The organism is Sphingopyxis sp. Soil_C_28, from assembly GCF_057657055.1.
In genome coordinates this window covers 107,801-121,313 of record NZ_JBDGJE010000001.1, presented here as the reverse complement: position 1 = coordinate 121,313, position 13,513 = coordinate 107,801, and the positions used below count along the sequence as shown (strand labels likewise).

At 64.6% G+C, this 13,513-nt stretch carries 15 protein-coding genes; 7 read left to right on the top strand and 8 right to left on the bottom strand.

The annotated features are described in order from the left end of the window. Window positions 1–82: 82 nt before the first annotated feature. The 3 genes from AC3A43_RS00565 to AC3A43_RS00555 are packed head-to-tail and all read right to left on the bottom strand — an operon-like array spanning window position 83 to window position 2,618. Entirely contained in the window at window positions 83–1,246 is a 1,164-nt protein-coding gene (locus AC3A43_RS00565; RefSeq protein ID WP_487790604.1) for a Gldg family protein, read from the bottom strand. Beyond that, window positions 1,243–1,635 carry a hypothetical protein gene (locus AC3A43_RS00560; protein ID WP_487790603.1) on the bottom strand — a complete coding sequence of 131 codons (393 nt, stop codon included), beginning with the start codon at window positions 1,633–1,635 and terminating at the stop codon, window positions 1,243–1,245. Before AC3A43_RS00560 ends, AC3A43_RS00565 begins: the two co-directional genes overlap by 4 nt. 5 nt (window positions 1,636–1,640) lie before the next feature. Further along, a complete protein-coding gene (locus AC3A43_RS00555) occupies window positions 1,641–2,618 on the bottom strand; it encodes a cysteine synthase A (protein ID WP_487790602.1) in 978 nt (325 codons plus the stop codon). Window positions 2,619–2,810: 192 nt separating this feature from the next. Here AC3A43_RS00555 and AC3A43_RS00550 point away from each other — a divergent pair, with 192 nt between their 5' ends. After that, entirely contained in the window at window positions 2,811–4,937 is a 2,127-nt protein-coding gene (locus AC3A43_RS00550; protein ID WP_487790601.1) for a TonB-dependent receptor, read from the top strand. 63 nt (window positions 4,938–5,000) lie between these two features. On the opposite strand, the gene AC3A43_RS00545 is transcribed toward AC3A43_RS00550, so the two are convergent. The 4 genes from AC3A43_RS00545 to AC3A43_RS00530 are packed head-to-tail and all read right to left on the bottom strand — an operon-like array spanning window position 5,001 to window position 8,150. Continuing rightward, the gene (locus AC3A43_RS00545; protein ID WP_487790600.1) at window positions 5,001–5,540 is read right to left on the bottom strand and encodes a hypothetical protein; all 540 of its coding nucleotides are present in this window, start codon (window positions 5,538–5,540) and stop codon (window positions 5,001–5,003) included. A gap of 33 nt (window positions 5,541–5,573) precedes the next feature. After that, window positions 5,574–6,314: a 3-oxoacyl-[acyl-carrier-protein] reductase gene (fabG, locus tag AC3A43_RS00540; RefSeq protein WP_487790599.1), complete on the bottom strand. Its 741-nt coding sequence runs from the start codon at window positions 6,312–6,314 to the stop codon at window positions 5,574–5,576. A 24-nt stretch (window positions 6,315–6,338) separates the two neighbouring features. After that, complete coding sequence (gene fabD / locus AC3A43_RS00535) at window positions 6,339–7,277, bottom strand: ACP S-malonyltransferase (protein ID WP_487790598.1); 939 nt, start codon at window positions 7,275–7,277, stop codon at window positions 6,339–6,341. A 45-nt stretch (window positions 7,278–7,322) separates the two neighbouring features. After that, window positions 7,323–8,150, bottom strand: coding sequence for an LD-carboxypeptidase (locus AC3A43_RS00530; protein WP_487790597.1), 828 nt, complete (start codon window positions 8,148–8,150; stop codon window positions 7,323–7,325). A gap of 90 nt (window positions 8,151–8,240) precedes the next feature. Here AC3A43_RS00530 and AC3A43_RS00525 point away from each other — a divergent pair, with 90 nt between their 5' ends. The 6 genes from AC3A43_RS00525 (at window position 8,241) to AC3A43_RS00500 (ending at window position 12,832) form a co-directional block, all read left to right on the top strand. After that, complete coding sequence (locus AC3A43_RS00525; protein ID WP_487790596.1) at window positions 8,241–9,629, top strand: Mur ligase family protein; 1,389 nt, start codon at window positions 8,241–8,243, stop codon at window positions 9,627–9,629. A gap of 157 nt (window positions 9,630–9,786) precedes the next feature. Further along, a complete protein-coding gene (rpsF, locus tag AC3A43_RS00520; protein ID WP_447756257.1) occupies window positions 9,787–10,155 on the top strand; it encodes a 30S ribosomal protein S6 in 369 nt (122 codons plus the stop codon). 11 nt (window positions 10,156–10,166) lie between these two features. After that, window positions 10,167–10,391, top strand: a complete 225-nt coding sequence (rpsR, locus tag AC3A43_RS00515; protein WP_056346852.1) for a 30S ribosomal protein S18 — start codon at window positions 10,167–10,169, stop codon at window positions 10,389–10,391. A gap of 14 nt (window positions 10,392–10,405) precedes the next feature. Next, window positions 10,406–11,032 carry a 50S ribosomal protein L9 gene (gene rplI / locus AC3A43_RS00510; RefSeq protein ID WP_487790595.1) on the top strand — a complete coding sequence of 209 codons (627 nt, stop codon included), beginning with the start codon at window positions 10,406–10,408 and terminating at the stop codon, window positions 11,030–11,032. 94 nt (window positions 11,033–11,126) lie between these two features. Beyond that, window positions 11,127–12,176 (top strand): hypothetical protein, encoded by a 1,050-nt coding sequence (locus AC3A43_RS00505; protein WP_487790594.1) that lies wholly within the window; start codon window positions 11,127–11,129, stop codon window positions 12,174–12,176. Beyond that, the gene (locus AC3A43_RS00500) at window positions 12,176–12,832 is read left to right on the top strand and encodes a Fe2+-dependent dioxygenase (protein WP_487790593.1); all 657 of its coding nucleotides are present in this window, start codon (window positions 12,176–12,178) and stop codon (window positions 12,830–12,832) included. The genes AC3A43_RS00505 and AC3A43_RS00500 overlap by 1 nt, the downstream gene beginning before the upstream one ends. A 12-nt stretch (window positions 12,833–12,844) precedes the next feature. Here AC3A43_RS00500 and folE read toward each other — a convergent pair whose 3' ends face one another. Next, window positions 12,845–13,447, bottom strand: coding sequence for a GTP cyclohydrolase I FolE (gene folE, locus AC3A43_RS00495; protein WP_487790592.1), 603 nt, complete (start codon window positions 13,445–13,447; stop codon window positions 12,845–12,847). Window positions 13,448–13,513: the final 66 nt, after the last annotated feature.

The window sequence follows — 13,513 nt, the reverse complement described above, 5'->3', positions numbered from 1 at the left end:
TTGGGTAAATACCCGTCCCACGGTGCCAGCGGCGAGCGAATGCAGCAGGTCCATCGGGGCGAATTGGGGCGCAAACGCCGACTCAGGTGGTGCGGGTGCGAATCCAGAGCGGATGCAGCAGGCCGCGTCCGGCGCCGGACCAAAGACGCGCGGAAAGCCATTCCATCGTGTCCGACCGCCGCAGATGATCGGCATCGGGGACGGCCGGCTGCCAGAGCGGCGCAAAGAGCAGGTCGGCGTCGCCCACGAGCCACACCTCACCCTCGCCTATCGCGCAACGCGCAACGCGCCGGTCGGCGTAAGCGCGGCAATCGGGCGGCAGGCGGTCGAAGCGCCCGGCACTGAAGAGGCGAAGCCGCGCACCGTCGATGTCGGCGGGCAGCACCGCGCGCTCGCCGGGCGGTGCGGCGCCAAGCGTTACACCCCAATGGGCGAGAAGCGGCGTCAGCAGGCTTGTAACCGGCGCGTTGCGCGGATCGCCAAGCGGATAGCGCGCCGGCCAGCCCGAGAGCGCGTCGGCCAGAACCACCGCGCGCCCCCCGCCGCGCACAAAGGCATCGATTGCCACCAGCTCCTGTGGCGCCAGCGCGCGCGGGTGCGCGATCAGCAGCGCGCCGCCCGGCTGGGGCACATGGTCGACGAGGCTGTCAACGAGCGACACGGGGCCCACCGACGCCAGCCGCGCGAGGGCCGGATCGTCATTGGTTCCTTCGGCAATCATCGCGGCGATGTCGCGGCTGGCCGACCAACGCAGCGGCAGGCCGGTGAGCATCGTGACGGCGGGCGCGTCCGCCGGCGCGGCGGCCGGTCGGTAGAGGATGGCGAGGCCAGCATGCCCCGCAGCAACCCAGCAGGCGACCAAAGCCAACCCCGCCAGCCATCGCATGAGCCTGAACCGCGCGCGCCATTGCAAGAGCATATCCGCGAGCCAGGCGGCGATGCCGCCCGCGAAAATGTTGATGAGCGGTTGAAGCCACCCCGTCGACCCCGCGAGGACGAGTGCGAGCAAAGCCTGCACGATCGCCATAAGCGCAAGGCTTAGAAGGTAAGTGCGAAGGCGATCCGATGCGGGCTCGCGGCGCTGCCACCACGCGAGCAGCAACATCGGCAGCATGAGCACTGGGACGGCCAGCGCCGGATCGATACGGCCAAGCAACGCCTGTCCGCCCGCGACCCACGTCAGCGAAGCGATTCCCACGGTCGTTACAAAAGCGCGCAGCCACGGCCCGCGCGACGCCGCGGTCACTGCTTGGTCTGGCGCGCGCGCTGAAGTGCGGGGTCGGGTTCGAGGTCGGGAACGCTCGACGAAGAAGGCGCCGCCTGCGGCACCTTCACAGACGTCGCCGCATTTTCATCCTTTGCCGATGGCTGGACCGCCTGAACCCCCAGTTCCTCAAGGGGCGCACCGCTGTTTTTCTGTTCGTCGCCAAGCATCTTCATCTCGGCGGTCGCGGTCGTATCTCCGGCGTTGCTGTCTCGCGCGCGCTCGCCGATAAGCCCCGCCATACCGACGAGCAGGAGCACCGTGAGCACCCCGGCGATGCCGATCTGTACGCGCCGCATGGTATCGTTGACCGGTGCCGTCGCGGTCGGCGGCGGCGGTGCTTTGGGGGGCGCATTATTGTCGATCCGCATGTCCCTCACGCCGTTGCCTCCAGGCCTTTGCTCGCCAGCCATTCGGGGTTGTAGAGTGTCGAAAGATATCGAAACCCGCTGTCGCAGAGGATGGTTGCAATCCGCTTGCCCGGACCCAGTTGCCGCGCGAGCGCCATCGCTCCGGCGACATTGATTCCCGACGACAGACCGAGGCACAGTCCCTCTTTGTCGAGCAAGGCGCGGACCACGGCGAGGCCCTCCGCGTCCGAAATGCGGAATTGGGTGTCGATCGGCGCGCCATCGAGATTGGCGGTAATGCGGTTCTGGCCGATCCCCTCGGCAACGCTCGTGCCTTCGGCCTTCAGTTCGCCGCACTGATAATAATTATAGAGCCCGGCGCCGTGCGGATCGGTGAGCGCGATGACAATGTCGGAATTGTGCGCCTTCAGGCCCAGTCCGGTGCCCGCAATCGTGCCGCCCGTCCCCGCGGCGCAGGTGAAGCCGTCGATGCGGCCGTCCATCTGCTCCCAAATCTCTTCGGCGGTGCCGAAGATGTGCGATTTGCGGTTGGCGATATTGTCGAACTGGTTGGCCCAGATCGCATTTTCGGTTTCCTCGGCGATGCGACGCGAGGTGTGGACGAAATGGCCGGGGTTCGCAAAGGGCGCCGGCGGGACCAGCACCAGCTCCGCGCCAAGTGCGCGAATCGTTGCCATTTTTTCGGCGCTCTGGTTGTCGGGCATGACGATGATCGTTTTGTAGCCGAGCGCGTTGGCGACGAGAGCGAGGCCGATGCCGGTGTTGCCCGCGGTCCCCTCGACGATCGTACCGCCGGGACGCAAGCTCCCGTTCGCTTCGGCATCGCGGACGATATAGAGCGCGGCGCGGTCCTTCACCGATCCCCCGGGGTTGGCATATTCGCATTTGCCCCAGATTTCGCAGCCGGTGGCTTCGCTCGGCCCCTTGAGCAGCACCAGTGGGGTATTGCCGATAAGGTCGAGGCTGTTTGCAGCAATAGTCATGCGCATGATCTAGGGCGGCGGCCCCGCCCCTGCAAGACAGCTTCGCTTGATCCGCCGATCATCGGCGTTTGTCGACTAACGGCCGCCCGCGTCCGACGAACGACAGCATCGGCCCGCTCTGGGGGTTGTCATTGTAACAGTATATCATTACTGCCGCGCCAACAGGTCGCCATAGAACAGGACTCTCCCCTTATGCGTTTGCTTTGCTCCGCCGGTTTCACTTTTGCCATCTTTCTTGCCGCCCCCGCTTATGCGCAGGACCGCGCCGCCGCGGGCAGCGACGACGATGTGCACACCGGCGAGCCGATCGTCGTCACCGCGCCCTATGTCCGCAGCCTCGACATCCTGGGCAATGTATCGGTGCTCGAAGGCGACGAGCTGGCGCGCGACATCCGCGGGCAGATCGGCGACACGCTGACGCGCCAACCCGGCGTATCGGCCACCAGCTTCTCCCCGGGCGCATCACGCCCCGTTCTTCGCGGCTTTTCGGGCGAGCGCGTACGCATCCTGACCGACGGTATCGGATCGATCGACGCTTCGAATACCTCCGCCGACCATGCTGTGACGATTGACCCGCTGACCGTCGAGCGCGTCGAAATCCTGCGCGGTCCCGCAGTGCTGCTGTTCGGCAGCCAGGCGATCGGCGGCGCGGTCAACCTGTTCGACCGCCGCATTCCGCGGAAAGTACCTTCGGACCATGTCCATATCGACGCGATCGGGGGCTATGCGACAGCGGCCAACGACCGCAATATCGGTAGTTCGATCGACGTCGCGCTGAGCCCGCAGATCGTCGCGCACCTCGACGGTAGCTGGCGCAAGGCGGGTGACACGCGCAGCGGCGGTTTTGTCTATGCCCCCGATATTCGCGGCGACCTGCTCCACCTTGCCGAGCATGAGGTCGAGGACGGGCATCCGGAAGAAGCGGCAGAACTGACCGCACAAGCGGGCAAGCGCGGCAAGATCGACAACACGCAAAGCGAGACCTGGACTGCGGGCGCGGGCCTGTCACTGATCAACGACGGCGGCCAGCTCGGCATTTCGATCGGCTATTTCGACACCAACTATGGCGTGCCCGACCGGCCGAACACCGCGCATGACCATGGCGGCGAAGAAGAAGAGGGTGGCCACGACCATGGCGAAGCCCCCGTCACCATCGGCATGAAGCAATGGCGCGCCGACGTGCGCGGCGAGGTCGAGCTGGGTGACGGTTTCTTCGACAAGCTGCGCATCCGCGCTGGCTTTGCCGATTACAAGCACACCGAATTCGAGGGTGACGAGATCGGCACCGTCTTCACCAATCAGGGTGTCGAAGGCCGCATCGAACTGGCGCAGAACGATCGTGGTGGCTGGCGCGGCGCGAGCGGCGTGCAGTACAGCCACCGCGACTTCAACGCGATCGGCGCCGAGGCGTTCGTGCCGCGCAACCTGACCGACCAGTTCGCGCTGTTCACGCTCCAGGAATATACGATGGGTCCGCTTGGGCTCGAAGCTGCGGCACGCTATGAAAAGACCAATGTGCGCGCGCAGACGGTCGGCTTCGACCGCAGTTTCGACAGCTTCTCGGGCGCGTTCGGTGCGTCCTATGATCTGTTCGACGGCGCGAAATTCGGAGTCTCGGTATCGCGCGCGATCCGCGCACCGTCGGCCGAGGAACTGCTGTCAAACGGTCCGCACATCGCAACGCAAAGCTTCGAGCTGGGCAACCCGAATTTGAAGCGCGAGTCCAACTGGGGCGCCGAAGCCTCGTTCAAGCTCAAGACCGATGCCTTTAACCTCAGCCTCACCGGCTATTCAAACTGGTTCGACAATTTCATCTATTCGGCCGCAACCGGCGCAGAAGAGGATGAATTGCCCGTGTTCCAATATTTCCAGCGCGATGCACGCGTCTATGGCTTCGAAGCCGAGGCGAGCGCGCGGCTGGCGCAGATCGGCGGGTTCAACATCGTCGGCGATGTGATCGCCGACATGACGCGCGCGAAGATCAAAAACGCAGGGCTCGACCGCAACGTGCCACGCATCCCCGCGCTCCGCGTACTGGGTGGGCTAGAGGCGCAGGGCGAGCGTATCGACGCCCGCGCCGAGGTCGAATGGACCGACGACCAGACCCGCGTCGCGCAGTTCGAAACGCCGACCAAGGGCTTCACGCTGGTGAACGCGTCGATCAGCTGGCGACCGCTTCCCGACACGAAAAATCTGACGCTCAGCCTGTCGGCGAACAATATCTTCGACGTCGAAGCGCGGCGCCACGCCAGCTTTACCAAGGATTATGTGCCGCTGGCTGGCCGCGACTTCCGTCTTACCGCCCGGGCGAGCTTCTGACCCCTCTCTTCGCTCGTCCCGCGGAGCCGGGGCCGGTTTGACCGGCTCCGGCTCCATCGCGGATCAGAAGGGAAGAAGTTTGCGCTTGTTCCAGTAGATCGAGGTGGCGGCCGCATAGGCGCCGACCTTTTCCCATGCCGCGCTGTCCACCTTTTCGATGTCGACGCCGCTTTCAATATAGGCCTGAACGATCGCCATGATCTGATCCTCGCTCATGTCGGCCGACAGGTCGGGATTCGCCCCGCCGGCGCCGAAGTCGAGGGCCTTGTCGACGATCGTGCTGGACAAGCCCAGCTTCGCGATATCGCCGATCAGCCATTCGCGCGAAATGCGCGCGAGACTGTAATCGAAATAACTGCCCTTCTGCTCGGCGGTGATACCATGGCGCGTGACGCAACCATCGGTAATCGTCGCGAGCTGCTTGAACAGGACATCGCGCGACGCTTCATCGCCGCCGCCCGCCATCGAGTTGCCGATCGATTCCTTCACATCTGGCGCGACCGAAGAAACGACGCAATCGAACTTCGCGCCTTCCTGGGCCGAAACGGCGCCCGGCAGCCCTGCCCATGCAAGCACGACGCCCGCCATCAAACCCTTATGCATCGACGAATCCTTCCGCCCTTGAGGTGCGACCCATCAGGACAGCATGGCCATCCCTCCGTTCACATGCAACGTCTGGCCCGTGACATATCCCGCCTCTTTCGACGCGAGATAGACGACGGCGGCAGCGATATCGCTGCCCTCGCCCATCCGGCCTGCCGGGATGCGCTGGTTGAGCGCTTCCTTCTGCGCGTCGGGCAGATCGTCGGTCATCGCGGTGGCGATGAAGCCCGGCGCGACGCAGTTGGCGGTCACGCCGCGGCTCGCAAGCTCCTGCGCCAGCGCCTTGGTCATGCCGGTAACGCCCGCCTTTGACGCCGCATAATTGGCCTGCCCCGGGTTGCCCGTCGCTCCAACGACGCTGGTGATCGAGATGATGCGGCCGAAACGCGCCTTCATCATCGGCTTGGCGGCAGCGCGCGCGAGGCGGAAATTGGCCTCGAGATTGATGCGGATGACGTCCATCCACTCCTCGTCCTTCATCCGCATGATCAGATTGTCGCGCGTCACCCCGGCGTTGTTGACGAGGATATCGAGCTTGCCGAGCGCCTCGACCGCCGACGGAACAAGCGCGTCGACCGCAGCGGCATCGCCCAGATTGCAGGGCAACGCGACATGGTCGCCGCCGAGGCTATCGCGAAAGGCGTTCAGCTTGTCGGCATTCGAACCCGATACCGCAAGCCGGGCGCCCTGCGCCGCGAGCGCCTGTGCGATGGCCGAGCCGATGCCGCCCGAAGCGCCGGTAACGAGAGCGGTCATGCCGGTGAGGTCGAACATATTGGGTCTCCTGAAATCTGAAACTTAAAGCGTTTTGAGCAGAGCTTCGATGTCGTCCATCGAAATCACGCTGACTATCTCGACTTCGCCACTTGCGCTGCGCTTGACCATTGGACCGAGAACCTTGCCGCCGAATTCCACGAAATTCGTGACGCCGATGCCTTCCATTGCGCCGACGCTCTCGCGCCAGCGGACGCGGCCGGTGACTTGCTGGACGAGCAGATCGCGGATCGTGTCGGGGTCGCTCACCGGGCTGGCGGTGACGTTGGCGACGACCGGCACGAGCGGCGCGACAGGCGGATTGGCGCCCAGCGCTTCAGCCATCGCGTCGGCGGCGGGCTGCATCAGCGGGCAGTGGAAGGGCGCCGAAACCGGGAGCAACACGCCGCGCTTGATGCCATAATCCTTGACCAGTGCGACGGCGCGCTCGACCGCGCCCTTATGGCCCGAGATCACGACTTGCGAGGGGTCATTGTCGTTTGCGACGGTACAGATTTCGCCTTCGGCTGCGGCATCGGCAAGCTTTTGCGCGGTGCCGATATCGGCGCCGAGCAACGCCGCCATCGCGCCGATGCCGACGGGCACCGCCGCCTGCATGGCCTGTCCGCGCGTTTTCAAAAGGCGCGCGGTGGTGGCAAGGTCGAACGCGCCAGCGGCGCAGAGCGCGCTATATTCGCCGAGGCTGTGGCCCGCGACATAATCGGCCTTGGCCGACAGCGTCACGCCGCCTTCCTTTTCCAGCACGCGCAGCGTGGCGATCGCGTTCGCCATGATCGCAGGCTGGGCGTTTTCGGTCAGCGTCAGCTGATCCTCGGGGCCTTCGCTCATCAACTGGAACAGCTTCTGGCCGAGCGCGTCGTCGACCTCCTGAAACACTTCGCGCGCGACCGGCGATGCGTCGGACAGAGCCTTGCCCATGCCGACGGCCTGACTGCCCTGACCCGGAAAAATAAATGCGCGCATGATGCGTCCCTTCGCATGTTTTTGAATGGGCCCGCGCCTATTCCTTCACCCCGCGCGATGCAAGCCGAAGGGCACGACCTTGTTGTCCGCATCATGCCCGATGTCGGCGCGACCGAGCCACGGGATGCCGGTGCGTGCGCACCACCCCTGTGCAATTTCTTCCACTTCCATGCCGAAGGGACGGTCGTTTTCGCGAATATCGCTGACGCGCCCCAACCGAAGCCCGGCCAGCCCGCGCGGCCCCAGACAGGTCGCGACATGGAAGAAGGCGCGGTCGAAGGCGTAAAGATATTCGCTCACCTCTTCCACGAGCAGGACGTGGCCAGCGAGGTCGGGTTCGAGCGGGGTGCCGAGCAACATCGACAGCGTCATCAGGTTGAAAGCTGCATGGCGCGCGCCATGCTGCAATCCCGGCTCGCAGGCAGCCGGATCGCGCGCGACGAGCCAGTCGAGCGCACGCAGCACCGTCGCGTCGCCGCCGTCGCGGCGGATGTCCGCGACCATCGGCCCGTGCGCGACATGATCGAACCCGTCGCGATACAGCGCGCCGAGTAAATTGCCTTGGTCCGAATAACCTAGGAATGCCTTGCGCCGCGCGACGTCGGTCATCGCCGCAACCGCATCCTCGGCGATCCGGCATGCGCCATAACCGCCGCGCGCGAACCAGATCGCGTCGATATCGGGGCGGTTCGCCATTTCGACCAAGGCTGCGAAGCGATGGCCGTCCTCGCCCGCGAAATGCCCGTGGGTCGCGAAGCATTGCGGGTCGAAGACGAGGTCGACGTCGGGGTAGCCGAGGCTGGCGAGCGCGCGCACCGCCTCGGCATCGTCGGGCAAAATGGGAGTCGATGGAGCGACGATTCCGATGCGCATGAACTGGCTGATTCCTCGATCCGCTCGACACGAGCGGTTATTGCGGCGGGTGCGGTTGCAAACCCTTCGCCAAGGCCATATCGCGCCGCGATGGCCGAAAACAAATCCTATTTCTTCTGCGGCATCGGCGGGTCGGGCATGTTGCCGCTCGCGATGATCGTCGCGGCGCGTGGCGCCGCTGTCTCGGGATCGGACCGCAGCCGCGATCAGGGCCGCACGCCCGAAAAATTCGCATGGCTCGAAAGCCAGGGGATCGTTTTCTATCCACAGGATGGCAGCGGGCCGCGGGCGGGCCAGATTCTCGTCGCCTCGGCGGCGATCGAAGACAGCGTTCCCGATATCGCCGCCGCCAATGCGCTCGGCCTCGCGCGCATGACGCGCGCCGACCTGAATGCCGCCCTGTTCAACGCCGCCGACAGCGCGATTGGCATTGGCGGGACGAGCGGCAAGTCGACCGTCACCGGGATGATCGGCTGGATACTAGAAAGCGCAGACGCAAGGCCGACGGTGATGAACGGCGCGGTGATGCGCAATTTTTCGGGCGACGACAGGCCTTTTGCCAGCGCGCTCGTGGGCGATGCCGCCATTTACGTGAGCGAGGTCGACGAAAGCGACGGTTCGATCGCACTCTATCGCCCCGACGTTGCGGTCGTCACCAACATCAGCCTCGATCACAAGAGCCTGACCGAACTGCACCAGCTGTTCGGCGATTTTGCGGCGAAAGCACGCGTCGCGGTGATCAATGCCGACGACGCCGAATCCGCGCCGCTGCTTGCCGGTGGCAATGTCGTCACCTTCGGCTTCGGCAAAGCCGCCGCCGTTCATGGCAGCGATTTCGAGGCGCTGCCCGACGGCTGCCGCTTTGCAGCGCATATCGACGGTTATCGGTACGAGGTCCGCCTTCGTATGCCAGGACGCCATAATGCCGCCAACGCCCTCGCGGCGATCGCCGCCGCACGGGCGGTCGAGATTCCGATAGCCGAGGCTGTCAAATCGCTGGCCAGTTTCGCGGGATTGGCGCGGCGCTACGAGGTGCTGGGCCAAGCGGGCGACATTACCGTCATCGACGATTTCGCGCACAACCCGGACAAGGTCGCCGCCACGCTTGCTGCCGTCGCCGAACTCCCGGGCCGCGCTTTGCTCTTCTTTCAGCCGCACGGCTATGGCCCGCTGCGTCAGATGGGCAAGGAACTCGCCGCGAGCTTTGCGGCGGGCATGCGCCACGATGACAAACTCTTCGTTTGCGACCCGGTTTATTTCGGCGGCACCGTCGACCGCAGCATCGGCAGCGAGGCGCTCGTCGCCGATATCGTCGCGGGCGGCGCCGATGCCGTGCACCTCACCACCCGCGCGGCATGCGGCGCGGCGATGCTCGATGACGCCCGCTCCGGCGACCGCATTCTCATCCTCGGCGCGCGCGACGACACGCTCACCGAATTCGGGCGCGAACTGCTGGAAAAGCTGGCCGTCCGCGCTTGATTTCTCCCCGCGAATCTGTATAGGCCGCCGCATCGGGGCGAGGCTCTTATGCCATCGCCCCGTTTGCTTTGCACAATTCGCAGGGCAGAGACGACAGCCGGAGGGGTTTCGCGATTGGCGCGGGACCAGCGATCGGCCAAATCGAAGGAAGCGCACCATGCCGTTTTACGAGCATGTTTTTATCGCGCGTCAGGACCTGAGCCAAGCTCAGGTTGACGCGCTGGCGGAAACCGTCACCAACGTCATCGGCGAATATAAGGGCACGGTTCACAAGACCGAGACCTGGGGCCTGAAGCAGCTCGCCTACAAGATCCAGAAGAACCGCAAGGGTCATTATGTGATGTTGTCGGCTGAAGTCGCAGGCGAAGCCATTGCAGAGATCGAGCGTCAGGCTGCGATCAACGAAGATATCATCCGCTGGCTCACCATCAAGGTCGACGAACTCGAAAAGGGTCCGTCGGTCATGATGCGCAAGCAGGAACGTCGTGGCGGCCGTGGCGGTCGTGACCGCGACGGCGAAGAATAAGGATAAAGATCATGGCACGACCCTTTTTCCGCCGCCGCAAGACCTGCCCCTTCACTGCGAAGGACGCACCGGTCATCGATTACAAGGACGTCCGCCTGCTCCAGGGTTACCTGTCGGAGCGTGGCAAGATCGTCCCGTCGCGGATCACCGCGGTGTCCACCAAGAAGCAGCGTGAGCTGGCGAAAGCGATCAAGCGCTCGCGCCACATCGGCCTGCTCCCCTACATTGTGAAGTAAGGAGGGCTGGTCCGATGGAAATCATCCTGCTCGAACGCATCGAGAAACTCGGCGGCATCGGCGATGTCGTCAACGTCAAGAACGGCTTTGCCCGCAACTTCCTGTTGCCCAACAACAAGGCGCTGCGCGCGAACGACGCCAACCGCAAGCTGTTCGAAGCGAACCGCGGCAAGATCGAGGCCGATAACGCCGAACGTCGTACCGACGCCGAAGGCCGCGCCAGCGGCATCAACGGCAAGCAGATCGTCCTGATCCGTCAGGCATCGAACACCGGCCAGCTTTATGGTTCGGTTTCGGTCCGTGACATCGTCGATGCGCTGGCCGAAGACGGCATCGAAGGCATCGGCAAGTCGATGGTCGAACTCGAACGCCCGATCAAGGCGCTCGGCCTGGTCGACGTCAAGGTCAAGCTGCACCCTGAAGTCATCGTGACTGTGGGCGTCAACGTCGCGCGTTCGCCCGACGAAGCCGAAATGCAGAAGCAGGGCATCGACGTTATCGCGGCGATGTTCGAGGAAGAACAGGCTGAAGCGGTTGCGACGGCTCTGGAACCCGACAGCGAAGACGAATTCGAAGACGCAACGCCGCCTTCGGAAATCGCTCCCGAAGCTGCTGCGGACGAAGCCGAAGAAGAAGCTTAAGCTTCCTCCGGCGAAAGCCTTTTGAAAAGGGCCGCGTTTCCGCAAGGGAGCGCGGCCCTTTTCTTATGCGTCGCGCTTTCCTATGGCGGCGAGGATGGCCGACGATCCCTTCCAGCGCCGCTTTGCCGCCGATGCCAGCCTGCTGCCGCATATGGCGGACCTTGCCAACGACCGGGTACTGATCGCGCTGGTCAGCGAGGCCGATTATCGCGCCGCGAGTTTCCTCGACCAACGACTGCTGACCGATCGCATCGGGCGCGAGTGGATGGCGTGGGATGCGCTGCCCGACCTTGGCGCAGCGGCGTGCTTCCCCCATTTCATCTTTCACATCGGGCATGTCGGCTCGACACTCGTGTCGCGCCTGCTCGCCGAGGTGGGCGATATCTTGCCGCTGCGCGAACCGATGTTGCTCCGCACGCTGGCACAGGTCGCCGAGCGGGTTGAACGGCCGGAATCGGTCTGGTCGCCTGCGCTCTATCGGCAGCGGATGGCACAAACGCTCGGCTGGCTGGGACGCGGGTTCGGCCCTGAGCAGAACGCAATGGTGAAGGCGTCGAGCGTCATCACCGCGATCGCCGACGACCTGATCCGAACCGATGGCCGCGCGCTGTTTCTCCATATCCCCCTGCCCCGCTATATCGAGACGATCCTGGCGGGCGAGGCGTCGATGGCTGAGACGCTGGCGCAGGCGCCAGCGCGTATGGCGCGGCTTGCCGCCCTGCTTCCCGATTTCCCCTTCGCATTGTGGCAGCTGCCGCCCGCGACGCGCATCGCGATGAGCTGGCTCTGCGAGATGACGACCGCGCAGCGGACCTTGCCAGCCGCCGATCCGCGGCACCTGTGGGTCGATTTCGAACGCGTGTTGGCCGACCCTTCGGCCGCACTCGCCGCGCAGTGCGCGCATTTCGGCCTCTCCATCGATACGGCAAGGATCGATACCGCGCTCGCCGGCCCCGTCATGCGCCAATATTCGAAGGCGCCCGAGCATGGCTACAGCCCCGACCTGCGCCGCGAATTGCAGGCGCAGGCAGCCGCCGAACACGCCCCCGCCATTGCCGAAGCGATCGCGTGGGTTGAAGCGCTCGCCACGCGCTATACAAGCCTCGGCGACCTGCCGATCCACGGCGACCAGGAAAGCGCATAATGTTCAAGCTCGTCCAGCTGCTCGATACCAATGCCGTTCGCGCGCTACGCGAGATTGCCGTCAGCGGCACCTTCGTCGATGGAAAGATCAGCAACCCGCATTCGAAGGTGAAGAACAACCTCCAGCTTCATGATGCGGGTGCCTATGAACGCTCGTCGAAAATCCTGCTCGATGCGATGGTGCAGAATCCCGATTTCATGGCGTTTTCCTTCCCGGCGCGCATCGCACCGCCGCTGCTGACGCGCTACTCGCCCGGCATGCATTATGGGCTGCACCCCGACGCCGCCTATATCCCCCTTCCCGACGGCCAGCTGCGCACCGACGTCAGCTGCACCGTCTTCCTGACCGATCCGGCGGACTATGACGGCGGCGCGCTGCATGTGCAGCTCGGCAATGCCGACCTGCGTTTCAAGGAAGCGCCCGGCGTCGCGGTCGTCTATCCATCGCACACGCTGCACGAGGTCGAGCCGGTGACGCGCGGCGAGCGGCTTGTCGCGATCACCTTCATCCAGAGCCTGATCCCCGATGTCGCGCACCGAAATCTGATGTACGAATTGAACGAAGTCGCGGCGCTTGAGGGCGGCAAGATGGATCCCGCGAATTTCACGCGGCTTCAGGCGGTCCAGTATCAGCTGCTGCGGATGTGGCGGCGCTGAGGCCGCCCACCCTCAATAGCCCATCAGGCTCAGCACTTCCTTGCGGCTGCGCTGATCGTCGAGGAAGCAGCCGAGCAGCCGGCTCGTCACCATCCCGACGCCCGGCGTACGCACCCCGCGCCCGGTCATGCAGCCATGCTGCGCATCGATCACGACCGCCACGCCATGCGGGTGGAGATTATCCCAGATGCAGCGCGCGACGTCGGCGGTCAGCCGTTCCTGCACCTGCAGCCGCCGTGCATAGCCGTTGAGCACGCGCGCAAGCTTCGAGATGCCGACGACGCGGTCGCGCGGCAGATAGGCGATCGACGCCTTGCCCGTGATCGGCGCCATATGATGTTCGCAATGCGACTGGAACGGAATGTCGCGGAGCAGCACGATCTCGTCATAACCGCCAACCTCTTCGAAGGTGCGCGACAGATGGATCGCCGGATCGTCGGCATAGCCCGAGCAATATTCCTTCCACGCACGCGCGACGCGGCGCGGCGTGTCGAGCAGCCCTTCGCGCGCCGGATCGTCACCCGCCCATTCGATCAGCGTCCGCACGGCGTCCGCGACATGGTCCGGAACGACCACCTTGCCGTCGGGTCCCAACTCGGTCCTGTTGTCGCTCATCGCCCTGCTTTCACTGTTGCCATCATGTCGCACATTTCGGCGTCAATGACTCGATAAGCAAGGGCC

Coding starts and splice junctions, on each gene's coding strand:
- folE (WP_487790592.1), bottom strand. CDS start 13,447: ATGAGCGACAACAGGACCGAGTTGGGACCCGACGGCAAGGTGGTCGTT.
- fabG (WP_487790599.1), bottom strand. CDS start 6,314: ATGTTCGACCTCACCGGCATGACCGCTCTCGTTACCGGCGCTTCGGGC.
- AC3A43_RS00545 (WP_487790600.1), bottom strand. CDS start 5,540: ATGCATAAGGGTTTGATGGCGGGCGTCGTGCTTGCATGGGCAGGGCTG.
- AC3A43_RS00500 (WP_487790593.1), top strand. CDS start 12,176: ATGTTCAAGCTCGTCCAGCTGCTCGATACCAATGCCGTTCGCGCGCTA.
- AC3A43_RS00555 (WP_487790602.1), bottom strand. CDS start 2,618: ATGACTATTGCTGCAAACAGCCTCGACCTTATCGGCAATACCCCACTG.
- AC3A43_RS00560 (WP_487790603.1), bottom strand. CDS start 1,635: ATGCGGATCGACAATAATGCGCCCCCCAAAGCACCGCCGCCGCCGACC.
- AC3A43_RS00505 (WP_487790594.1), top strand. CDS start 11,127: ATGGCCGACGATCCCTTCCAGCGCCGCTTTGCCGCCGATGCCAGCCTG.
- fabD (WP_487790598.1), bottom strand. CDS start 7,277: ATGCGCGCATTTATTTTTCCGGGTCAGGGCAGTCAGGCCGTCGGCATG.
- AC3A43_RS00530 (WP_487790597.1), bottom strand. CDS start 8,150: ATGCGCATCGGAATCGTCGCTCCATCGACTCCCATTTTGCCCGACGAT.
- AC3A43_RS00525 (WP_487790596.1), top strand. CDS start 8,241: ATGGCCGAAAACAAATCCTATTTCTTCTGCGGCATCGGCGGGTCGGGC.
- rpsR (WP_056346852.1), top strand. CDS start 10,167: ATGGCACGACCCTTTTTCCGCCGCCGCAAGACCTGCCCCTTCACTGCG.
- rpsF (WP_447756257.1), top strand. CDS start 9,787: ATGCCGTTTTACGAGCATGTTTTTATCGCGCGTCAGGACCTGAGCCAA.
- rplI (WP_487790595.1), top strand. CDS start 10,406: ATGGAAATCATCCTGCTCGAACGCATCGAGAAACTCGGCGGCATCGGC.
- AC3A43_RS00550 (WP_487790601.1), top strand. CDS start 2,811: ATGCGTTTGCTTTGCTCCGCCGGTTTCACTTTTGCCATCTTTCTTGCC.